This is a genomic window from Microbacterium jejuense (assembly GCF_019511665.1).
In the GTDB taxonomy this organism is placed as follows: Bacteria; Actinomycetota; Actinomycetes; order Actinomycetales; family Microbacteriaceae; genus Microbacterium; species Microbacterium jejuense_A.
This window is the reverse complement of the sequence record NZ_JAEUAW010000004.1, coordinates 43,887-65,989: the sequence shown is the minus strand read 5'-3', so window position 1 is coordinate 65,989 and position 22,103 is coordinate 43,887. Positions and strand designations below refer to the sequence as shown.

The 22,103-nt window shown below is 70.6% G+C and carries 22 protein-coding genes; 14 read left to right on the top strand and 8 right to left on the bottom strand.

Annotation, left to right across the window (positions count from 1 at the left end; translation table 11 throughout):
- Positions 1-14 precede the first annotated feature (14 nt).
- The 6 genes from JNB62_RS06290 (at position 15) to JNB62_RS06265 (ending at position 7,837) form a co-directional block, all read left to right on the top strand.
- Positions 15-1,670, top strand: a complete 1,656-nt coding sequence (locus tag JNB62_RS06290; RefSeq protein WP_220300017.1) for an ABC transporter substrate-binding protein — start codon at positions 15-17, stop codon at positions 1,668-1,670.
- Between the two features lie 75 nt (positions 1,671-1,745).
- Positions 1,746-2,570: an ABC transporter ATP-binding protein gene (locus JNB62_RS06285; RefSeq protein ID WP_220300016.1), complete on the top strand. Its 825-nt coding sequence runs from the start codon at positions 1,746-1,748 to the stop codon at positions 2,568-2,570.
- Positions 2,567-3,376, top strand: coding sequence for an ABC transporter ATP-binding protein (locus JNB62_RS06280; RefSeq protein ID WP_220300015.1), 810 nt, complete (start codon positions 2,567-2,569; stop codon positions 3,374-3,376). The genes JNB62_RS06285 and JNB62_RS06280 overlap by 4 nt, the downstream gene beginning before the upstream one ends.
- Positions 3,373-4,452 (top strand): ABC transporter permease, encoded by a 1,080-nt coding sequence (locus tag JNB62_RS06275; RefSeq protein ID WP_220300014.1) that lies wholly within the window; start codon positions 3,373-3,375, stop codon positions 4,450-4,452. The genes JNB62_RS06280 and JNB62_RS06275 overlap by 4 nt, the downstream gene beginning before the upstream one ends.
- Positions 4,453-4,454: 2 nt before the next feature.
- Positions 4,455-5,522, top strand: coding sequence for an ABC transporter permease (locus JNB62_RS06270; protein WP_222855786.1), 1,068 nt, complete (start codon positions 4,455-4,457; stop codon positions 5,520-5,522).
- The gene (locus JNB62_RS06265; RefSeq protein WP_220300013.1) at positions 5,519-7,837 is read left to right on the top strand and encodes an exo-beta-d-1,3/1,6-glucosidase; all 2,319 of its coding nucleotides are present in this window, start codon (positions 5,519-5,521) and stop codon (positions 7,835-7,837) included. The genes JNB62_RS06270 and JNB62_RS06265 overlap by 4 nt, the downstream gene beginning before the upstream one ends.
- A gap of 207 nt (positions 7,838-8,044) precedes the next feature.
- Here JNB62_RS06265 and JNB62_RS06260 read toward each other — a convergent pair whose 3' ends face one another.
- Positions 8,045-8,923 (bottom strand): DUF3027 domain-containing protein, encoded by an 879-nt coding sequence (locus JNB62_RS06260; protein WP_308291738.1) that lies wholly within the window; start codon positions 8,921-8,923, stop codon positions 8,045-8,047.
- On the bottom strand, positions 8,907-9,290 hold the full coding sequence (locus JNB62_RS06255; protein WP_220300012.1) for a cold-shock protein: 384 nt from the start codon (positions 9,288-9,290) through the stop codon (positions 8,907-8,909). The genes JNB62_RS06260 and JNB62_RS06255 overlap by 17 nt, the downstream gene beginning before the upstream one ends.
- Positions 9,291-9,414: 124 nt before the next feature.
- On the opposite strand from JNB62_RS06255, the gene JNB62_RS06250 reads away from it, so the two are divergent.
- The 3 genes from JNB62_RS06250 to JNB62_RS06240 are packed head-to-tail and all read left to right on the top strand — an operon-like array spanning position 9,415 to position 13,118.
- Positions 9,415-9,678, top strand: a complete 264-nt coding sequence (locus tag JNB62_RS06250) for a multidrug ABC transporter ATPase (protein ID WP_191172374.1) — start codon at positions 9,415-9,417, stop codon at positions 9,676-9,678.
- A 4-nt stretch (positions 9,679-9,682) separates the two neighbouring features.
- A complete protein-coding gene (locus JNB62_RS06245) occupies positions 9,683-11,407 on the top strand; it encodes a helicase-associated domain-containing protein (RefSeq protein ID WP_220300011.1) in 1,725 nt (574 codons plus the stop codon).
- A 52-nt stretch (positions 11,408-11,459) separates the two neighbouring features.
- On the top strand, positions 11,460-13,118 hold the full coding sequence (locus JNB62_RS06240) for a DNA repair helicase XPB (RefSeq protein WP_220300010.1): 1,659 nt from the start codon (positions 11,460-11,462) through the stop codon (positions 13,116-13,118).
- Positions 13,119-13,196: 78 nt separating this feature from the next.
- On the opposite strand, the gene JNB62_RS06235 is transcribed toward JNB62_RS06240, so the two are convergent.
- Together JNB62_RS06235 and JNB62_RS06230 are read right to left on the bottom strand one after the other, a co-directional pair.
- Positions 13,197-13,673 (bottom strand): SRPBCC family protein, encoded by a 477-nt coding sequence (locus tag JNB62_RS06235; RefSeq protein ID WP_220300009.1) that lies wholly within the window; start codon positions 13,671-13,673, stop codon positions 13,197-13,199.
- A gap of 55 nt (positions 13,674-13,728) precedes the next feature.
- The gene (locus tag JNB62_RS06230) at positions 13,729-14,145 is read right to left on the bottom strand and encodes a hypothetical protein (protein ID WP_220300008.1); all 417 of its coding nucleotides are present in this window, start codon (positions 14,143-14,145) and stop codon (positions 13,729-13,731) included.
- A 69-nt stretch (positions 14,146-14,214) separates the two neighbouring features.
- Here JNB62_RS06230 and JNB62_RS06225 point away from each other — a divergent pair, with 69 nt between their 5' ends.
- Positions 14,215-14,766 carry a TetR/AcrR family transcriptional regulator gene (locus tag JNB62_RS06225; protein ID WP_220300007.1) on the top strand — a complete coding sequence of 184 codons (552 nt, stop codon included), beginning with the start codon at positions 14,215-14,217 and terminating at the stop codon, positions 14,764-14,766.
- A 38-nt stretch (positions 14,767-14,804) separates the two neighbouring features.
- On the opposite strand, the gene JNB62_RS06220 is transcribed toward JNB62_RS06225, so the two are convergent.
- The 4 genes from JNB62_RS06220 to folE are packed head-to-tail and all read right to left on the bottom strand — an operon-like array spanning position 14,805 to position 18,252.
- Positions 14,805-15,509 (bottom strand): pyrimidine reductase family protein, encoded by a 705-nt coding sequence (locus JNB62_RS06220; RefSeq protein WP_220300006.1) that lies wholly within the window; start codon positions 15,507-15,509, stop codon positions 14,805-14,807.
- A gap of 1 nt (position 15,510) precedes the next feature.
- Complete coding sequence (folP, locus tag JNB62_RS06215; RefSeq protein WP_220300005.1) at positions 15,511-16,398, bottom strand: dihydropteroate synthase; 888 nt, start codon at positions 16,396-16,398, stop codon at positions 15,511-15,513.
- A complete protein-coding gene (locus JNB62_RS06210; RefSeq protein ID WP_220300004.1) occupies positions 16,395-17,633 on the bottom strand; it encodes an NAD(P)/FAD-dependent oxidoreductase in 1,239 nt (412 codons plus the stop codon). Before JNB62_RS06210 ends, folP begins: the two co-directional genes overlap by 4 nt.
- A 28-nt stretch (positions 17,634-17,661) precedes the next feature.
- On the bottom strand, positions 17,662-18,252 hold the full coding sequence (gene folE / locus JNB62_RS06205) for a GTP cyclohydrolase I (protein WP_220300003.1): 591 nt from the start codon (positions 18,250-18,252) through the stop codon (positions 17,662-17,664).
- 102 nt (positions 18,253-18,354) lie between these two features.
- On the opposite strand from folE, the gene JNB62_RS06200 reads away from it, so the two are divergent.
- The 4 genes from JNB62_RS06200 (at position 18,355) to JNB62_RS06185 (ending at position 22,038) form a co-directional block, all read left to right on the top strand.
- Positions 18,355-19,041 (top strand): helix-turn-helix transcriptional regulator, encoded by a 687-nt coding sequence (locus tag JNB62_RS06200; protein WP_220300002.1) that lies wholly within the window; start codon positions 18,355-18,357, stop codon positions 19,039-19,041.
- A gap of 64 nt (positions 19,042-19,105) precedes the next feature.
- On the top strand, positions 19,106-19,798 hold the full coding sequence (locus JNB62_RS06195) for a response regulator transcription factor (protein WP_018172550.1): 693 nt from the start codon (positions 19,106-19,108) through the stop codon (positions 19,796-19,798).
- Positions 19,799-19,954: 156 nt separating this feature from the next.
- Entirely contained in the window at positions 19,955-21,595 is a 1,641-nt protein-coding gene (locus tag JNB62_RS06190) for a sensor histidine kinase (RefSeq protein ID WP_308291737.1), read from the top strand.
- A gap of 155 nt (positions 21,596-21,750) precedes the next feature.
- Positions 21,751-22,038: a WXG100 family type VII secretion target gene (locus JNB62_RS06185; protein ID WP_220300001.1), complete on the top strand. Its 288-nt coding sequence runs from the start codon at positions 21,751-21,753 to the stop codon at positions 22,036-22,038.
- Positions 22,039-22,103 lie beyond the last annotated feature (65 nt).

The following is a 22,103-nucleotide window of genomic DNA, read 5'->3' as shown; positions in this document are numbered from 1 at the left end:
CCCAAGGAGAAGCAATGAGGCTCAGAACAACCCTCGCAGCTGTCGGCGTCGCCGCCGCGCTGGTGCTCACCGGCTGCGCCGGTGGCAGCGGCGACAACAACGGCGACTCGTCGGGCGCGGCGCTCACCATCGCCAAGCCGGACGGTGCGATCACCACCGAGTCGAACAACCCCTACCTGGGCGACTCGTCCGCCTCCAAGTACGGCTACGGCAAGGTCATCTTCGAGTCGCTCGCCCTCGTCAACCCGACCGGCGACCTCGGAACGACCCCGTGGCTCGCGGAGTCGGTGACGTGGAACGACGACTACACGCAGCTGACCGCCGTGGCCCGCAGCGGCGTCAAGTGGAGCGACGGCGAGGACTTCACGGCCGACGACATCGCGTTCTCGTTCAACCAGGTCCTCGACGGCAAGCTCAACGACACCAACGCGCTCGACCTCAAGAGCGTCGCCGTCGACGGCGACACCGTCACGATCGACTTCAACAGCTCGAAGTACACGCAGCAGGCGCGCGTGCTGCACTTCCAGATCGTGCCCGAGCACATCTGGAAGGACATCGACGACCCCAACACCGACCCGGTCACCGGCGAAGGCCAGGCCGTCGGCACCGGTCCCTACGTCCTCGACTCGTGGACGACCGAGGCGGTCACCCTCACCGCGAACCCCGACTACTGGGGCGGAGAGCTGGCGGTCCCCGAGCTCCACTACGTCTCGTACGGCGACAACGCGGCCCTGACGACCGCACTGGCGACGGGCGAGGCCGACTGGGCGCAGGCGTTCATCCCGCAGATCGAGGACAGCTACCTGTCGGCCGACCCCGACAACAAGTTCCTCGCCTCCCCCACGGCCGGCGCGGGCACGCTGTTCATGAACCTGCAGACGAAGCCGTTCAACGACCCGGCACTCCGCCAGGCGCTCGCCTGGACGATCGACCGTCAGGCCTACGTCGACATCGCCCGCGAAGGCGCGAGCGAGGCGATCTGGAACGTGACCGGTCTCGGCGCGCTGCTCCAGGACGAGATCATCCCCGAGTACGCCGACCAGAACTATGAGGTCGACATCGACAAGGCGCGCCAGATCCTCACAGACGCCGGGTACACGTGGGAGGGCGAGAACCTCATCGACCCCGACGGCGAGGCGGTCACGTTCTCGATCTCGGTCCCCGCGGGCTGGAGCGACTGGAACACCGAGCAGGCGCTCCTGGCCGAAGAGCTCAAGGAGGGCCTCGGCATCGAGGTCAAGGTCGACCAGCCGGACTGGGGCGGCTGGGATGCCGCCCGCCAGGAGGGCACGTTCCAGGCGATCATCCACTGGCTCGAGGACACCGGCAACGCGTACGGCCTGTACACGTCCGCGATGGACCCGAAGTGGATCGTCGACGGCAAGGCGGCGTTCAACTTCGGTCGCTTCGACGACCCGGCCGTCACCGAGGCGCTGAACACCTACGCGAACGCGTCGTCCGACGCCGACCGTGAGGCCGCCCTCGCGGTCATCGAGAAGGCGTTCGTCGACAACGTCCCTGTCATCCCGCTGGGTGCGCACCCGCTGCTGGGCGAGTTCAACACCCGCAACTACGTCGGATGGCCGTCCGAGGACGACCAGTACGCCTCTGCGGACCCGACGCAGCCGGCGATCGTGCAGATCCTGACCAAGCTGCAGCCCGCCGAATGACACATCGCGGCGGGGCGGATGCCGTGCGCATCCGCCCCGCCGCCACGTCACCCTCACGAAAGCGACCCAGCATCCATGAGAGATCCCCTGCTCTCCGTCCACGATTTCTCGATCGTCTACGACGTCGATCCCCCCGTCAGGGCCGTCAAGAACGTCACCCTCGAACTCCAGCGCGGTGAGATCCTCGGACTCGCCGGCGAGAGCGGGTGCGGCAAGACCACGCTCGCCTACGGCGTGCAGCGCCTCCTCAAACCACCGGCGGTCATCACCAGCGGCTCGGTCGTCTTCCACGACGCGAACGGCGAGGACATCGACGTCAACGGCCTCGAGCCCGAAGAGATGCGCCGCTTCCGATGGGACAAGATCTCGATGGTGTTCCAGGGGGCGATGAACTCGCTCAACCCGGTGGCCACCATCGGCTCCCAGCTCGAGGACGTCTTCGAGGTGCACCGCCCCGCACTCACGCGGTCGCAGCGGCGCGCCGAGGTCATCGACCTGCTCGAGATCGTCAAGGTCGGTGCGCAGCGCTACCGCTCGTATCCCCATGAGCTGTCGGGCGGCATGCGCCAGCGCGTCATGATCGCCATGGCCCTCGCGCTGCGGCCGCAGCTCATGGTGATGGACGAGCCGACGACCGCGCTCGACGTGCTCGTGCAGCGCGAGATCCTGCGCCAGATCTCGCATCTGCGCCACGAGTTCGGCTTCTCGGTGATCTTCATCACCCACGACCTGCCCCTTCTGCTCGAGATCAGCGACCGCATCGCGGTCATGCGCGAGGGCGAGATCGTCGAGCTCGACACCGCCGAGCGGGTCTGGACCGACCCGCAGGACGAGTACACGCGGACGCTGCTGGCATCCTTCCCCAGACTCACCGGAGAGAGAGGGGTGGTCCACCGATGACCGTCCTCGAATTCGACGCCGTCACCAAGGTGTACTCCGTGCGCGGCGCCGGCCAGATGAAGGCCCTCGACGACGTGAGCTTCACGCTCCGCTCGGGCCAGACGATCGGCCTCGTCGGCCAGTCCGGCAGCGGCAAGTCCACGATCGCGAAGATCCTCACCCAGCTCGAGTCGCCCACGAGCGGCGAGGTCCGCATGGACGGCCAGCCGATCCCTCGGCGCGGCAAGGGGCTGCGCGCATACCGCCAGCAGCTGCGCATGGTCTTCCAGGACCCCTTCGCGTCCCTGAATCCGTACCACTCCATCCGCTACGCCATCCAGCGGCCCCTCGAGCTCGACAAGGTCGTGCCCAAGGATCAGCTCGAGGACGAGGTCCGTCGCCTGCTCGGTCGCGTCCGATTGGACGCCAATGCCGTCATCGACCGTCGCCCGCACGAGCTCTCGGGCGGCCAGCGCCAGCGCGTGGCGATCGCGCGCGCCCTCGCGTCCCGGCCGAAGCTGCTCGTCGCCGACGAGCCCGTGTCGATGCTCGACGTGTCGATCCGCCTCGGGGTGCTCAATCTCCTCGCCGACCTGCAGCGCGAACACGGCCTCGGCGTCCTGTACATCACGCACGATCTCGCGACCGCGCGCCATTTCAGCGACGAGATCCTCGTGCTCAACCACGGGCGGGTGGTCGAACGCGGCCCCGCGGACGACGTGATCCTTAACCCCCAGAACCCCTACACCCAAGAGCTGCGGGCGGCATCCCCCGATCCCGACACCTACTTCGCGCACGCAGCCGGCATCCTCGGAGGTGACAGATGAGCGCCGTGGCTCCCCAGCTCCCTGCCCCCGACTTCGACGCGATCGAGGCGGGAACGACGGCAACGGGCGCCGTCAAGGGCCGCGCACGGATCCCGTGGCGGTTCCTCGGCAACCGGGCCCTGTTCTATCTGTTCACGCTGTGGGCGGCCATCACGATCAACTTCTTCCTGCCGCGCCTGATGAAGGGCGACGCGGTGAGCGCCTACCTGGCCCGCAACCGCAACGTGACGCCCGAGGCGGCCGAGGCACTGCGTGCGCTGCTGGGCCTCGACACCGACTCCTCGCTCTGGCAGCAGTACATCGACTACTGGGCGCACCTGCTGCGCGGCGACCTCGGCATCTCGCTGCTGCACGGCATGCGGCCCGTGACCGAGGTCGTCGGCCAGTCGCTCATCTGGACCGTCGCCCTCGTGGGCTTCGCGACCCTCATCGCCTTCGCGGTCGGCACCGTCGGCGGTGCGATCGTCGGCTGGCGCCGAGGCAGCCGGCTGGACGTGCTCATCCCGATCACCACGTTCTTCAGCACCATCCCCTACTTCTGGCTGGGCCTCCTGGCGATCTCGATCTTCTCGGTCGCCCTCGGATGGTTCCCGATCGGCAAGGCGTACGGCGTGGGTGTGGTGCCGGAGTGGTCGTGGGAGTTCATCGGCGACGTGATCCACCACGGCTTCCTTCCCGCGGCGACGATCGTCGTCGCGTCGCTCGGCGGCTGGATGCTGGGCATGCGCAACATGATGCTGACGGTGCTCGACGAGGACTACGTCACCGTCGCGCAGGCGAAGGGCATGCCGAACGACCGGGTGCTCTGGCGGTACGCCGCCCGCAACGCCGTGCTCCCGCAGATCCAGAGCTTCGCGCTCGCGCTCGGCTTCATCGTCGGCGGCACCATCGTGATGGAGGTGGTGTTCAGCTACCCCGGCGTCGGCAAGCTCCTGCTCGACGCCACCAACGCGAAGGACTACGCCCTCATGCAGGGGGTGTTCCTCGTGATCACGATCTCGGTGCTCCTGGCGAACCTCCTCGCCGACGTCGCCTACGCGTTCCTCGACCCGCGCACTCGCCAGACGGAGGCCTGAGCATGAACACGATCGTCAACGACACGGCGACTGGCCGCTCGGCGAACGCACCGGCGACCGCGACCGTGCGCAATCCCGCCGCCGCCGGCAAGGCACCCAAGAAGCCGGGCTTCTGGTCGAAGCTCGGCGCCGCCTTCGCGATGTTCCGCAACAAGAAGTCGATCACGGGGCTGTCGATCCTCGGGTTCTTCGTGCTCGTCGCGATCTTCGCCGACGTGCTGGCCCCGTACTCGCCCACGAAAGTCGACAACACGGCGCGGTTCCAGCCGCCGTCGGCGCAGCATTGGCTCGGCACGACCCACATCGGCGAGGACGTGCTGAGCCAGGTCATCCACGGCACGCGCGGCGTGATCGTGGTGGGCTTCCTCGCGGCATTCATCGCGACGATCATCGCGATCACCGTCGGCGTGCTGTCGGGCTACCTCCGCGGGTGGCGCAGCGAGGGCCTGTCCGCCCTCACGAACGTGTTCCTCGTGATCCCCGGCATCCCCCTGATCATCATCGTCGCGTCGATGTTCGAGGATCCGCCGCTCATCCTCGTCGCGGGCGTGCTGGGCCTCATCGGCTGGGCGTGGGGGGCGCGCGTGCTGCGCGCCCAGACGATGTCGCTGCGCAGCCGGGACTTCATCCAGGCGGCTCGGGCCAACGGCGAACCGCTGCGGCGGATCATCACCGTCGAGATGCTCCCGAACCTCATGGCGCTCATCGCCGCGAGCTTCGTGGGAACCGTGACGGCGGCGATCATCGGGCTGACGACGCTCTCGTACATCGGCATCATCCCGGTCACGACCTACAACTGGGGCACCATCCTCAACTGGGCGAGCGCGCAGGGGGCCTTCCGCCAGGGCCAGTGGTGGTGGTTCCTCCCCCCGGGCCTGTGCATCGCCGCGATCGGCGTCGCCCTGTCGCTCATCAACTTCGGCATCGACGAGTACGTCAACCCGCGCCTGCGGTCCGCCGGCGAGCGCGCCCGCGCCATGAAGAAGAAGGGCATGAACGTGAACGACACCGTCACGGTCGTGCGCACGAACACCAAGAGCACCGACACCAAGACGCAGGAGAACGCGTGACCACGGCGACGATCCCGGACTACCTCGACGAGACGCTGCCGGTCGCAGACCGCATCGCAGACCTCCTCCGCCGCATGACGGTCGAAGAGAAGGTCGGGCAGATGATGCAGCTCGACGCGCGCGACGACCTCGACGACCACGTGCTGCGCAAGCACGTGGGATCGATCCTGCACACCTCGCCGGAGCGCGTGCTCCGCGCCCGCGAGCTGACGCTGCAGACCCGTCTGCAGATCCCGCTGCTGGTCGGCGAGGACTGCATCCACGGTCACTCGTTCTGGGAGGGCGCCACGATCTTCCCGACGCAGCTGGGCATGGCCGGGTCGTGGGATGCCGGGCTCGTCGAGCGCGCGGCGCGCGCGACCGCCGTCGAGGTCGCGGCCACCGGCATCCACTGGACGTTCTCTCCGGTCCTGTGCATCGCACGCGATCTGCGCTGGGGGCGCGTCGACGAGACGTTCGGCGAGGACCCGTTCCTCATCGGCGAGCTCGCCTCGGCGATGGTGCGCGGCTATCAGGGCGACGGGCTCTCGGACCCGACGGCGATCCTCGCGACGGCGAAGCACTTCGCCGGATACTCCGAGACGCAGGGCGGCCGCGACGCCAGCGAGGCCGACATCTCGCGCCGCAAGCTGCGCTCGTGGTTCCTGCCGCCGTTCGAGCGGGTCGCGAAGGAGGGATGCCGCACCTTCATGCTCGGCTACCAGACGACCGACGGCGTGCCGATCACGATCAACGACTGGCTGCTGAACGACGTGCTGCGCGGCGAGTGGGGCTACACGGGCACCCTCATCACGGACTGGGACAACGTCGGCCGCATGGTGTGGGAGCAGCACGTGCAGCCCGACTACGCGCATGCCGCGGCGGCTGCCGTGAACGCCGGCAACGACATGATCATGACGACGCCCGGGTTCTTCCAGGGAGCACTCGACGCGCTGGAGCAGGGACTGCTGACCGAGGAGGCCCTGGACCGCGCGGTGGCGCGCATCCTGCTGCTGAAGTTCGAGTTCGGCCTGTTCGCCGACCCGCGCCTCCCGGACGAGGCTCGCATCGCGACCGAGATCGCCACGCTCGAGCACCGCGCCCTGAACCTCGAGCTCACGCGCCGCTCGCTCGTGCTGCTGCGCAACGACGGCCTGCTGCCGCTGGACGGCGGATTCGAGGCGGATGCCGGCGGCCGCGCCGTCCCGGGTGCCGCGGGTGCGCGACGGGTCGCGGTGATCGGCCCGCTCGCCGATGACGCTCAGACGCAGCTGGGCGACTGGGCGGGCGGCTCGGGCCAGGCGGGCTGGCTCGACGGCCAGCCGCGCGACATGATCACGACGGTGCTGGACGGGTTCCGCTCGTTCGCGCCGGCCGACTGGACGATCACGCACGCGCGCGGCGCCGACGTCCTGACGCTCGAAGAGGATCCGGCCGGAGCCTTCTTCCCCGACGGCCAGCCGCGACCGCAGATCGTGGTGCCCTCGCCGGCGGACGACGAGCTGATCGCCGAAGCCGTCGCCGCCGCGCAGGCTGCCGACGTGGCCGTCGTCGTGGTGGGCGACGTCATCGAGCTCGTGGGCGAGGGACGCTCGACGGCGACCCTCGACCTCATCGGCGGGCAGATCGCGCTGATCGACGCGCTCGCCGACACCGGCACGCCGTTCGTCCTGGTGCTGATGGCGTCCAAGCCGCTCGTGCTGCCGCCGTCGGCCCAGCGCGCGGCGGCCGTCATCTGGGCAGCGTCCCCCGGCATGGAGGGCGGCCGCGCGATCGCCGAGCTCGCCCTCGGGCTCATCGAGCCTGCGGGGCGCCTGCCCATCTCGTTCGCCCGTCACGCCGGCCAGCTGCCGATCTATTACAACCAGATCCGCGGTCAGCACGGCGACCGCTACGCCGACCTCACCCAGGCCCCCGCGTGGGCGTTCGGCGACGGCCTGTCGTACACGACCGTCGAGTACGACCGCCTGCGCATCGTCGACACCGAGCTCGCGCCCGGCGACACCGTGCGCGCGACGGTCGAGCTGCGCAACACCGGCACCCGCCCGGCGCACGAGATCGTGCAGGTGTACGTCCGCGACACCGTCACGTCGGTCAGCTGGGCCGACAAGGAGCTCAAGGCGTTCCGGCACGTCGACATCGACCCGGGGCAGATCGTGACGGTCGAGCTGTCGGTTCCGGTCGCGGAATGCACGATCGTGGATGCCGGCGGCCGGCGCATCGTGGAACCCGGTGAGTTCGAACTGCTCGTGGGACCGTCTTCACGCGACGAGGTGCTGCTGGGCGCCGGATTCCGCGTGACGATGCCGACCTCCCAGGTCTCGTCGCACTCCTGACGGGTCGGCGAAGGGCGGTCCTCCGTGCGCTGCGGGCGCGGAGGGCCGCCCTTTCGGCATGCCGCCGAGCCGTTTCGTCTGCGGGCGCCAGAGCGCCCTCCGCTCAACGACCGGTGGTCGAACGGGCGACACCCAGCGCCCACCGACCCGCTCGTTGAGCGAGCGAGGAACGAGCGAGACGAAACGCCTCGACGGGACGAGCGGCATTCAGCGCTCGTCGTCATCCTCGTCATTGTCGGACTCGTCATCGTCGGACTCGTCGTCATCGTCGGACTCATCCTCGTCGGACTCATCCTCGTCGGAGTCCTCGTCATCGTCGGACTCGTCATCGTCGGACTCGTCGTCCTCGGCAGAGGGGTCGAGCACGTCGATGTCGACGCCGTCGACGTCGCCCGCGTGGAGGATCGGCGAGCCGTCGTCGTCGAAATCCGCGGCGTCCAGGTCGTCGACGTCGTCGAGCTCGTCGTCGGAGTCGTCCTCGTCCGCGTCCTCGTCCTCGTCAGCGTGCGCGGCCTCGGCGAGCGCGGCCTGAGCCGCGTGGTACTCGGCGAGGCGGACGGCCCACGGCACCCAGTCGGGGGCCAGCAGTGCGCCGTCGCCCGGGAGCAGCTCGACCTCGAGCACCGTCGGCTCCGAGCCCTCGACACGGGCGAGACTGACCGTCCAGAACCAGCCGGGGTACCCGGGAAGCCGGTTGGCGAATCGCAGCGACACGACACCGTCGGGCTCGACGCGGTAGTCGGCGGGCTCGCCGATCGAGGCCTCGCTCGTGATCTCGCGCAGCGCCGCGAGCGCGAGATCGTGCGCCTCGAACAGCGACGGATCCGGTTCGACCACGACGACCTCGGTCTCCGCCTCGGTCTCCGCCTCGGTCTCCGCCTCGACGGCATCCTCCACGAGGCCGACCAGCAGCGCGTCGAGCACGCCCGTCTCGACCTCGACGACCTCGACCTCGGTCACCAGGACCTCGTCGGCTTCGGGCGTCTGTTCGGCCTCGGGCGCGGCATCCACGGTCTCTTCCGCGGCGACGGACTCGTCATCGCCGTCCGAGACGGCGTCGGCGTTCGGATCAGGCGTCGAGCTCATCGGCCACCTTGCGCAGGACGGCCGCGACCTTGCTCGCGTGCGCGCCGCTGGGGTAGCGGCCGCGGCGCAGGTCGCCACCGACGCTGTCGAGGAGCTTGACGAGATCCTCGATGATGATCGCCATGTCGTCAGCCGGCTTGCGCGAGCGCTTGGCGAGGCTCACGGGCGCATCGAGCACGCGCACCGAGAGCGCCTGCGGACCGCGCTTGCCGTCGGCGACGCCGAACTCGAGTCGCGTGCCCGTCTTGGGCGCGGGCGTGCCGGCGGGCAGGGCGGTGGCGTGCAGGAAGACGTCCTGGCCGTCGTCGGAGGAGATGAAGCCGAACCCCTTCTCCTCGTCGTAGAACCTGACCTTGCCGGTGGGCATCGAGAACCTCGCTGAATCGGGCGCCGCGCGAAAAGCCGCGGCGAAACAGTGCATGACGAATGCGGGGGCGGCGAAACCCCCACCAGAACAGCCTAGTCGCACCCCGACGGGTAGGCTGGAGCGGATGAGCACGAAACCCGACGGCGACGTCCCCGTCCGCCGCATCGACCGGATCCTGGCCTTCATGTCGCTGGGTCTGCTGGCACTGTCGATCGTGTGCTTCTTCGCGATCATGATCGCCTCGTCCGCGGGCGCGAAGATGGACACCGGCGTGTGGCCCGTCGTCGGCGTGCTGGTGTACTTCGCCCCCATCGTCGCCTTCGCGATGCTGCTCGCCGTGCTCATCATGAGCTTCGTGCGGAGGGCTCGGGCGAACCGAGGAGGCTGACCGGGTGGGCTCCGACGCGCGCGCACTCGCGACGCGGCTCGCCGATCTGGACGACGCCGCGCTCGCCGAGACGCTCGCGGCCCGGGGCGTCTCACCACATGTCGCCTGGCACGACTTCTTCGATGCGGCCGAGGCCCTGCTCGATCCGGTGCAGCTCGACCGCGCGCTCACGCGGCTGGACCGCTCCGAGCTGATCGCCCTGGCCGCCGGCCGCGCTCTCGCGGGCGGCGACGCCGACCTGCTGGCGCTGACCGACGCCGACGGAGCCCCGTACGACGCCGTGGCCGACCGGATCGCGGCGGCTGCGGCATCCCGTCCCGACGCCTTCGCACCCGCGGCGCCGGCCGCTGCGCCGACGCCGGCCGACGCGCGTTCCGCCGCCGCGGCAGCGGAGCGCGCGTTCACGACCGCGGGGTCGCTCGCCGACGTGCTGCTGGCGTGCCTGCACACGCCGCTCGCCCGCACCGGCGCGGGAGCCGTCAGCGCCGTCGACCGCCGACGGCTGACGGATGCCGGCGCCATCGCGGCACCCGACCACCTCGAAGACCTGCTGACGTCGGCGGCCGACGCCGGGCTCGCCGTCGCGCGCGACCGCGAATGGGTCGTGACGGATGCCGGCGAGGCCTGGCTGCAGACCCCCACGCCGCAGCGCTGGGAGGCGATCGCCGAGGGCTTCCGCGCGAGCCTGCCCCGCGGCATCCGCACCGCCGCCGGCGGGTTCACGGCCCCCGCGTCGTGGCACGACGCGTATCCGCTCGACGACGAGTGGCCCGGGCGCGCCGACCGCCTCCGTCGCATCGGCGCGCGGTGGGGCGTGTTCGACTCCGACGGCTCGTCGTCCGCCGAGTACCCGTGGACCGCACGGTTGCGCGAGGGCGAGCGAGCAGATGCCGCCACCATGGCCCCGTACCTGCCCGCCGAGATCGACCGCGTCTATCTGCAGGCCGATCTCACCGCGATCGCCCCCGGTCCGCTGGCGCCCGCGCTCGACCTGCGGCTGCGGTCGCTCGCGCTGCGCGAGTCGCGTGCGCAGGCGTCGACCTACCGGTTCACGGCCGAGTCGCTCGGAGCGGGCATGGGCGAGGGCGAGACGGCGTCGTCGATGCGGGAGTTCCTCGCCGAGCTCTCGCTCACCGGCATCCCGCAGCCGCTGGAGTACCTCATCGAGAGCACGGCGTCACGGCACGGACTCGTGCGCGTCCGCGCCGACGCCGCCTCGGGACGCACCCGCGTCGACAGCGCCGATACGGGCCTGCTCGACACGATCGCCGTCGACCAGGCCCTGCGCCCCCTCGGCCTCGTGGGCGACGGCGACGGCCTCACGTCGCGCGTCGCGCGGGACGCGGTCTACTGGACCCTCGCCGACGCCCGCTATCCCGTGATCGCGGTCGACGCCGCCGGGAAGCCCGAACCCGTCCACCGCCGCTCCGCCGCGACGCCGTCCGAGCCCGCGCTCACGCCCGCGCAGACGTACGAGCGGCTGCTGACGACGCTGCGGCTCAGCCACACGGCCGGCGGCGATGCCGGATGGCTCGAGCGCGAGCTCGAGCAGGCCGTACGCGCACGGGCCGAGATCGTCGTGGTCGTCCGCATGCCCGACGGCGCCGAACGCGCCTTCACGCTGGAGGCCTCGGGGCTGGGCGGTGGGCGGCTGCGCGGCCGCGACCGCGCCGCCGACATCGAGCGCACCCTCCCGGTGTCGAGCATCGTGAGCGTCCAGGCGGCGTGAGGCCGCGGCATCCCGGTCCCCCTCGCCGAGTCCGCCGGTAGACTGGCTCGTTATGGCTGACGGACCCCTCATCGTCCAGAGCGACCGCACGGTGCTGCTCGAAGTCGCGCATCCGGATGCCGAGAGCGCGCGGCACGAGCTCGCCATCTTCGCGGAGCTGGAGCGCGCGCCCGAGCACATCCACACGTACCGGATCACGCGTCTCGGGCTGTGGAACGCCCGCGCAGCCGGTCACGACGCCGACGACATGCTGGCGACGCTCGACAGGTGGTCGCGGTTCCCGGTGCCGCCCTCGGTGTCGATCGACATCGCCGAGACGGTGGGCCGCTACGGCCGCCTCGTCATCGAGCGCGCCTCTGTCGCCGAGGACGGGTCGGGCGGCGAGCTCATCCTGCGGTCGACGGACGCCGCCGTCCTCGCCGAGGTGTCGAAGAACAAGCGCATCCAGCCGCTGCTGATCGGCCGCCCCTCCCCCGACGCGTTCGTGATCGACGCGTGGGCGCGCGGGCACATCAAGCAGGAGCTGCTCAAGATCGGCTGGCCCGCGGAGGACCTCGCCGGCTACACGCCGGGCACCCCGCATCCCATCGACCTCGAAGAGGACGGATGGAACCTGAGGCCGTACCAGCGCAAGGCCGTCGACATCTTCACCGACGGCGGCTCGGGCGTCGTGGTGCTGCCCTGCGGCGCCGGCAAGACCCTCGTCGGTGCGGCCGCGATGGCCGAGACAAAGACGACGACCCTCATCCTCGTCACCAACACGGTGAGCGCACGGCAGTGGCGCGACGAGCTGCTCAAGCGCACGTCGCTCACACCCGAGGAGATCGGCGAGTACTCGGGGCAGACCAAGGAGATCAAGCCCGTCACGATCGCGACGTACCAGATCCTCACGGCGAAGCGGAAGGGCCAGTATGCCCACCTCGCGCTGCTGGACGCACTGGACTGGGGCCTCATCGTGTACGACGAGGTGCACCTGCTGCCGGCGCCGGTGTTCAAGCTCACCGCAGACCTGCAGGCGCGTCGCCGCCTGGGCCTCACCGCGACGCTCGTGCGCGAGGACGGCCGCGAGGGTGACGTGTTCAGCCTCATCGGACCCAAGCGGTTCGACGCGCCGTGGAAGGAGATCGAGGCCCAGGGCTTCATCTCCCCCGCCGTCTGCTACGAGGTGCGTGTCGACCTCCCCGCCTACGACCGCCTGGAGTACGCGGCCGCCGCCGACGACGAGCGCTACCGCCTCGCGGCGACGGCACCGGCCAAGATCGGCGTCGTGAAGCAGCTCGTCGAGCGGCACGAGGGCGAGCGCATCCTCATCATCGGCCAGTACCTCGACCAGATCGACGTGCTCGCCGAGGCGCTCGACGCCCCGAAGATCACGGGTCAGACCCCCGTCGACGAGCGCGAAGAGCTCTACCAGGCGTTCCGCGTGGGCGACATCTCGGTGCTCGTGGTGTCGAAGGTCGCGAACTTCTCGATCGATCTGCCCGAGGCATCCGTCGCCATCCAGGTGTCGGGATCCTTCGGGTCGCGCCAGGAGGAGGCCCAGCGTCTCGGGCGCCTGCTGCGCCCCAAGCAGTCCAACCACACGGCGAGCTTCTACACGCTCATCGCCCGCGACACCGTCGACCAGGACTTCGCGCAGAACCGCCAGCGCTTCCTCGCCGAGCAGGGCTACGCCTACACGATCCTCGACGCCCACTCCCTCGCGGCGTAGCGCCGGTCGGATGCGGGATGCCGCCACCTGCCCCCGCAGGAGGTCGCGGCATTCCCCCGCTGCACGGGGAGACGCCGATCACCGGCTCCCGAGATAGCCCTCGATGCGGTCGAACGCGGACGGCCAGACCGCGGCCTCGAAGAAGTCCCTCATCTGCGCGCTCGGGAAGCCCGTCTGCTCGGCGGTCATCATCGTGCCCGCCTCCGTCGGCGTGAGTGTGATGTCGATGCGCGACCTCAGCGTGGGCATCGGCTGACCGCCGATGACCGACTCCGAGACGACGTCCGTGACCAGCCGATGCGGCCGGTCGATCCGGACGTACGTCTGCACGTCGTGCACCTGCGTCTCAGGATCGGGGCGGAAGCTGGCCTCCCACGCACCGCCGACGCGCAGGTCGACCGACGTCTCGACACCGCCTTCGTCTGCGCCGAGCGGAGACAGCCATCTCTTCTGCTTCTCGGGATCGACCAGCGCGTCGAACACGTCGTCCGCCGTCGCTCGCAGCTCACGCTGCGCCCGCACTGCGAGAGCGCTGCCCTCTTCTGTCTGACTCATGATGATCGTCCCTTCTCTGTCGCCGATCTCGGACTCGATGTCTGCGCGCCGCAGGTCACACCCCTGCCGTCGCGGCGATCGCCACGCCCAGGGCGGGGAAGAACACGGCGGCGCTGAAGAGCGTGTGGAACTGCAGGGCGTGCCCGTACCGTCCGGCGCAGACGGCGATCATGGATCGCCAGTAGTCCCGCAGTCGCGGCTTCGTCACACCGCGGTCGCGGCTCGTGCGGCGGACCACCTCGGTGTCGCCGAAGCCGATGAACAGGACCAGAACGGCGAAGCCCGCCCATGCCCACAGCGGCTCACCCGTCGCGATGAAGAGCGCCCACGGCACGAAGAACCCCAGCATCGCCACGACATGGGTGACGATCAGCCCGGCGTCGCGCCCGCGGGCATGTCGCGCCCACGACAGCAGGAGAGCGACACCGACCGCCGCTTGGACGAGTCCGGCGACGAGCACGATATACCCCATGCGCACAAGATACTACGTTCGTAGTGAGCTGTCACTATATTCGTAGTAACTCCTGCTAAGGTCGTGCTCATGGCGACGACACGCGACAGGGCCCTCGAAGCCGCCGTGCGGCTCGTCGGCGAACAGGGGGTCCGCGCACTCACCCACGCTCGTGTGGACGCCGACGCCGATCTTCCCCGTGGCTCGACGTCGAACTGGTTCCGCACCCGGGACGCCCTCGTCGCCGGCGTCGTAGTGTGGATCGCGGAGCAGGAGCGCGCGGATCTGACCACGGCGATGGCACCGGCGGCCACGCCGGACGAGGTCATCGACGTGCTGACGCTCCTGTTGGAAGACGCCACGGGGCGCAACGCGGTCCGCACACGCGCCCGGTACGCGCTCTTCCTCGAGACGACAGCCGCTCCTGGCGCCCAGCCGGCGGTCACGACACAGCGGTCGATGTTCGAGGAGTGGACGCGCGACCGACTGCGACTCCTCGGCGCACCGGCGCCCGACCTCGCCGCACGGTCGCTGCTCGCCACGTGCGCCGGGATCATCGTGAACCGGCTCACCGTCGCGCCCGACCTGCCGATCCGCCCGACCGTCGAGCTCGTCGTGCGCTCGGCCCTCGATCCGCGCTGACGACCCGGAACCGGGCGGACTCGCTCGCTTCGGCCGCGTCAGCGCGCGTACCGCAGGAAGGCGAAGCCCTCGTCATCGGTGACGACGCCCGCGAGCGCGAACCGGCGGTCACCCTCCGCCACGCCCTGCACGATGCGGCCCGCCTCGCCGCCGACGAAGCGCGGCGCCACGGTCACGCACACCTCGTCGACGAGGCCATCGGCCAGCAGCGCGCCGAACAGGTGCGGCCCGCCCTCGCACAGCACCTGCGTCCAGCCGCGGCGGACGAACGCGTCGAGCATCATGCCGAGGTCGACCGCGTCGCCGCCGCACGCGATCACCGTGGCCACCGGCTCGAAGAGCGACCCACGCGCGTCGGCCGCGGCATCCGTCGTGACCAGAACCGGCCGCCGCACCGCCTCCGCGAACACGGGATCACCGGGCTCGAGACGCAGCTCGCCGCTGACCACCGCGAGCGCCGGCTGATCCTCCAGCCCTCGCGAACGGCGCCATTCGAGGTCGCCGTCGCGCACGCGCACCCCGCCGTACCCCTCTGCCCGCACCGTGCCCGCCCCGACGAGCACGACGTCCGCCATCGCCCGCAGCACCTGCATCAGCGCACGGTCGGTGCCGCCGCCGAGGGCACCGCTGCGACCGCCGAGGGTCACCGCGCCGTCGGCCGACGACACGAAGTTCATGCGCACGCGCGTGCCGTCGCGTCCGTGCAGGGCGTATGCGTCGAACAGCTCGGAGCGCGTGGGCATGTCAGTCGTTCCCCTCGGGGCGCGTGTTGTGCAGCTCGTAGGCGGGGTCGCGCCAGCCGAGGATCGCCTCGACCATGCGCATCGCGTCGACGGTCTCGCGCACGTTGTGCGCGCGGATGATCCGCGCGCCGTGCAGCGCGCAGTACACCGCGGCGGCGAGCGAGCCGGGCAGCCGGTCGCCGCGCTCGCGGTCGAGCGTCTCGCCGACGAAGTCCTTGTTCGACAGCGCGACCAGCAGCGGGGATCCCATCCCCGCCAGCTCGCCCAGTCGCCGCGTGAGCTCGAGCGACTGCCGCGTGTTCTTGTTGAGGTCGTGCCCCGGGTCGAGCACGATGCGCTCCAGCGGCACGCCTCGCTCCAGCGCCAGGTCGCGACGCGTGGCGAGGAACGCGGCGACGTCGCCGATGACGTCGTCGTAGTGCGGAAGAGGATGCTGCGTGCGCGGCGCCGCGAGGCTGTGGGCGATCACGACCCCGGCCCCGCCGGCGGCGATCACGTCGGCCATCGCCGGATCGTGGAGGCCTGTCGTGTCGTTGATGATCGCGGCGCCCGCGTCGATCGCCGCGGCAGCCACACCGGGGTGGAAGGTGTCGACGCTCACGCGCGTGAGCGGGGCGAGCTCCCGGACGACCGGCACGACCCGGGCGATCTCGTCCTCGACGGGCACGGGTGGTCCCGGCGCGAACTTCACTCCGCCGACGTCGACGATCTCGGCGCCCGCCTCGACCGCCGCCACCCCGGCGGCCACGGCCGCATCGAGCGCGAACGTCGCGCCGCGGTCGTAGAACGAGTCGGGCGTGCGGTTCACGATCGCCATGACCGCGACGTGCTGCGACAGGTCGAGCGCCCCGCCCGGCACGTCGAGCACGCAATCCGTCAGCACAGTCACGGCAGCAGGTCCTCCAGCGGCACTTCGGGGTCCTTCAGCCGTGCCGGGTCGATGCGCACGCCCGAGCGGATCAGCTCCTGCACCTGCTCGTTCACGTCCCACACGTTGACGTTCATGCCGGCGACCACCCGCCCCTCTTCTCCCGACGAGATGGCGTCGGTCCAGAAGGCGATGAACTCGCGCGCCTCGAGGTCTCCGCGCACGACGAGCGCGGCATCCGTCATGAGCGGCGCGTAGCCCGACAGCTCCATGCCGAGGTCGTACTGATCGGTGTAGAAGTACGGGATGTCGTCGAGGGATGCCGGCAGCCCGAGCATCGACCGTGCGGCGACCTTGCCCGCGCTCAGGGCATTGGCCCAGTGCTCGCTGCGCAGGTGGCGCTGCAGCACCGGGTGGAAGGCGTTCGCCACGTCGCCCGCCGCGTAGACGTCGGGGGCGCTCGTGCGCAGCGCGGAATCGACGAGGATCCCGTTGTTCAGCCGCAGACCCGCCGCCTCGGCGAGCGCGGTGTCGGGAGCCGCTCCGACGCCGACGAGCACGAGGTCGGCCGGGACCGTCTCTCCGTCGACCACGACGCCCTGAGCGCGCCCATCGCCCACGATGCGGTCGATGCCCACCGAGGTGCGCAGGTCCACGCCGTGCTCGACATGGAGGCGGCGGAACACCTCGCCCATCTCGGCGCCGAGCGCCGCGGCGAGCGGCACCGGGTCGCGCTCGAGGATCGTCACGGCGTTGCCGAACCCGCGGGCGGTGGCCGCGACCTCCATGCCGATCCAGCCCCCGCCGATCACCACGAGCTTCGTGCCGCCCTCGCGCAGCTGCGCGGCGAGCGCGTCGGAGTCGTCGAGCCGGCGGAGGGTCACGACGCCGGGCAGGTCGTGGCCGTCCAGCCGGAGCATGCGCGGCGTCGCGCCGGTGGCGAGCAGCACCGCGTCGTACGCGAGGCGTTCACCGTCCTCGAGCTCGACAGTGTGGGCGCCGGGGTCGAGCGACGTCGCCGACACGCCCGTCACAAGACGGATGCCGCGATCGGCATACCACTCGGCGGGATGCAGGATGACGGCATCCAACCCTTCGTCGCCCGCGAGGTAGCCCTTCGAGAGGGGCGGCCGCTGGTACGGCGGATGCGCCTCTGCCGCGACGACCGTGAGGTCGCCGTCGAAGCCTTCGTCGCGCAGCGCTTCGGCGGCGGTGCCGCCGGCGAGCCCTCCGCCGATGATCAGCATGTGCGTCATCACGACTCCTCTCTCGTGGCTGCGGCGGTCACGCCCCGGTGAAGCGCGCCTGCAGGGCGGGTGCGTCCGCGAACTCGCCGCGGAAGCAGGTGGTCGTCGTCAGCGCAGTGTCTGCGCGCACACCGCGCACCGACATGCACAGGTGCTCGGCCTCGATGACCACCCCGACGCCGCGCGGGGCCAGGGCGCCCTCGAGCGTTCGTGCGATCTGCATCGTGAGCGACTCCTGCACCTGCAGGGCGCGCGCGTGATGGGAGACGACGAGGGCGAGCTTCGAGAGCCCGACGACGTGATCGCCGGGCAGATAGCCCACCGTCGCGGTGCCGCGGAAGGGCAGCAGGTGGTGCCGGCACAGCGAGACGAACGGGATGCCGCGCACGACGACGGGCTCGTCGTAGCCCTCCTCGTTCGCGAACGTCGTCATCTCGAAGGGCTCCGGCGTGAGCAGCTCGAGGAACGCGTCGGCGACTCTGCGCGGGGTCTCGGCGAGATCGCCGGCGTCGGGATCGTGCCCGAGCGCGACGAGCAGTTCAGCGACTGCGGCCATCGCACGCTCGCGGTCCGGCGCCTCGTCATCGGGCAGCGCGTGAAGTGCGGCCGCCTGCGCCGTGGTCGACATGTCGTGCTCCTTCGCCTCCGCCGGGGACTGCGTCTGAGCCCGACGCTAGAACCGGTCAATTCTTTTGTCAAGCTTTATGTTTTTAGAGGTAGACTCCCCTCCGTGAGCACATCATCGCCGCTCTCGCCGACGCCCAACCGGGCCGACGCCGTCGCCGCGCTCACCGACCCGCAGCGACGCGACCTGTACCGGCTGGCCGCCGACCACGCCATCAGCCGCGACGACGCCGCGACAGCCCTGGGCATCCCCCGCAGCACGGTCGCCCTCAACCTCGACAGGCTCGTGGATGCCGGCCTCCTGACGGTCTCGTACGCGCGGCGCTCGGGTCGCACAGGACCCGGCGCCGGCCGTCCGGCGAAGCTCTATCGCGCGACCGACACCGAGCTATCGGCCACGATCCCCGAGCGCCACTACGAGCTCGTCGGCGACCTGCTGGCCGCTGCGGCCGAGAAGGCCGACGAGACCGGCGTGCCCGTCCGCGACGCGCTCGCGTCCGAGGCGTTCGCCGCCGGAGCGGCGATCGGCGCGGGAGCCGGCCGGCTCGAAGCCGCTCTCACCGCGCGCGGCTATGCCCCGCGCGACGGGCAGCCCGAGGGTGCGGCATCCACGGATCTCGTGCTCGAGAACTGCCCCTTCCACGTGCTCGCACGCCGGCACACGACCCTGATCTGCGAGGCGAACCTGGAGTTCGTGCGCGGGCTCGCCGCCGCCACCGACGACGAGCGCACGCCTGTGCTCGCGCCCGCCGAAGGCCGCTGCTGCGTCGAGATCCGCGCATCCGCGCCCTGAGCGAATTCGCGGCGGAGTAGCCGATATCCAGGCACGACATGGCATACGCCGACATAATGGGCCCATGACCGCACCGCGCATCCTCGTCGTGGACGACGAACCGAACATCCGCGACCTGCTGATCACCAGCCTGCGATTCGCCGGGTTCCAGGTCCGGGCCGTCTCGAACGGCGCCCAGACGATCTCGGCGGTCCTCGAGGAGGAACCCGACCTCATCATCCTCGACGTCATGCTGCCCGACATGAACGGGTTCAGTGTCACCAAGCGGCTCCGCGGGGCCGGGTACACCGCTCCGATCCTCTTCCTCACCGCGAAGGACGAGACCGAAGACAAGATCACCGGCCTCAACGCGGGCGGCGACGACTACGTCACCAAGCCCTTCAGCCTCGACGAGATCGTGGCCCGCATCCAGGCCATCCTGCGCCGCACGATGCAGGCCGACGAGGAGTCGGTGATCCGGGCCGGCGAGCTCACGATGGACCAGGACACGCACGACGTGCAGGTCGGCGACGTCTCGATCGACCTGAGCCCCACCGAGTTCAAGCTGCTGCGCTACCTCATGCTCAACCCCAACCGCGTGCTGTCGAAGGCGCAGATCCTCGACCACGTCTGGGAGTACGACTTCAACGGCGACGCCGGCATCGTCGAGAGCTACATCTCCTACCTGCGCCGCAAGATCGACCCGCACTCGACCGAGCCGCTCATCCAGACCAAGCGCGGCTTCGGCTACATGCTGAAGGCGGGCAAGACCGCCTAGCCGGAGCACCGGCACGACGAGCAGGGGGACGACCTGGCGCAGAAGCCTGACGCGATCACCCGGTGGTGGCGCGGAACCAGTCTTCGCGCGAAGGTCACCGGGGTCACTGTCGCGCTCCTGGCGGTCGGGCTGATCGCCGCGGGCGTCGGCACGGCGGTGTTCCTGCGCAACTCGCTGATCGACGGCGTCGAGACGCAGCTCGTCGCTCTCGGACGAACGGAGGCAGGCGCTCCGCTGTTCGACTTCTCCATCGAGGACGGCCAGCTCACCGTGACCTCGAAAGAGAACCCGGTCTCGGTCGACTACTTCGTGGCGATCTACGACCCGGCCCGCGACCACGACAACCTGCTCGCGATCGGCGGCGGTCGCGGCGGGGGGCCGCTGCCGGCGGTACCGCAGACTCTCACGCTGACCGACGCGCAGACGTATGAGCTCGACCCCTACGAACTCACATCGGAGGACGGGGAGGCGTCCTTCCTCGCCGTGAAGTCGAATCAGCAGTATGCGGACGGCGGACTCTACTATCCGCAACTCGTCGCCATGCCACTCGCGGGTGTGAATCGCACGATCGCCAACTACCTCGGCATCTACTCGATCCTGGCGCTCGTGATCCTCATCGTCGGGGCCTTCGCGACGCGGTTTCTCGTGACGCTGACCTTCCGCAGCCTCGGCCAGGTCGAGGCGACCGCCGACCTCATCGCCGCCGGCGATCTCACCCAGCGCATGACCGACATCGAGCCGAAGTCAACGGAGGTCGGCCGTCTCAAGACCGCGATCAACGCGATGCTCGACCGGGTCGACGGCGCGATCTCGCAACGGGACGCGACGGTGCGGCAGATGCGGCGCTTCATCGGCGACGCGAGCCACGAGCTGCGCACGCCGCTCGTGACGGTGCGCGGCTACGCCGAGCTGTACCGCATGGGCGCCGTGCGCGGCGAGGAGGACGTGGCGCAGTCGATGGACCGCATCGAGAAGGAGGCGATCCGCATGGGCGTGCTGGTCGAGGACCTCCTCGCCCTCGCACGCCTCGACGAGCGCCGCGACGTCGTCATCGTGCCGGTCGACCTGCGCCCGGTGGCGAGGGATGCCGCACTGGACGTCCGCGCCGCCGCCCCGATGCGCCCCGTCACGGTGCTCGACACGACGCTCATCGATCCCGATCCCCCGCGCGTGACCGAGGTGACGGCGGCACCCGAGTCGAAGCGCCGCGGAACGCCGCCGTCGGCGATCTCGCGCGCCGGCGCCACGCTGTCGATGCTGCGCCGGCGACCCAAGCCGCTCCCCGCGACGCAGGCGAACGGCAGCGCTGCGGAGCTTCCGCCCATCGTCCCCGAGCAGGAGCCGACGGCGCCTGCCGGCGCCCTGGTTCCCGTCGTCCTCGGCGACGAGAACCGGATCCGCCAGGTCGTGACGAACCTGCTGGGCAACGCTCGCCGCTACTCGGCCGAGGACTCTCCCATCGACCTGCGCGTCGGTGTCGACGCGACGAGCCGCATGGGCTGGATCGAGGTCGTCGACCACGGCGAGGGAGTGCCCGACCAGATCAAGGAGAAGATCTTCCAGCGCTTCTGGCGTGCCGACACGTCGCGCACCCGCGAGACCGGCGGCTCCGGTCTGGGTCTGTCGATCGTCGCGTCCATCGTCGAGGCGCTCCACGGAACGGTCGAGGTGATCGACACGCCGGGAGGCGGGGCGACGTTCCGCGTCTCGTTCCCGCTCGCCGACGCGCGCGAGGCGGCCGAGCACGCGTCGATCCCGACCCAGCCCCTGAAGCGGCCGCCCGGCCTCGCGGACTGACGCGGCGCCTCCTCCCCAGAGCCCCCGTCAGCGCCCGTTGTGCACAGAACGGGCCGACGGCGAGGGATGCCGCCTCCCGCGGCGGCGGCAGCGCCTAGCGTGACGGGCACAGCGGGTTCGGCATCCGGCCGCCGCGTGACACGTCAGGAGCCCTCATGGCCGTCTTCACCGTCGACAGCGATTCCATCCTCACCTCCACCGCATCCGTGCGCGGCACGATCGACCGGCTGCAGGCGGAGTCCGACGCGATGCTCGCTCAGCTGACGCAGTTGCAGGGCTCGTGGACGGGCACGGCGTCGGCCGCGTTCGCGGGCGTGGTCGAGCAGTGGCGCGGCACGCAGCGGCAGGTCGAGGAGTCGCTCGCGAGCATCAACGCGGCCCTCGCGGCCGCCGGCCGGCAATACGCCGACACCGAGCTCGCGGCCGCCAGCCTGTTCCGCTGAGCCCCGGCGTCCGCCGCGCAGACGACGGATGCCCCGACCCAATGGGCCGGGGCATCCGCGATTCG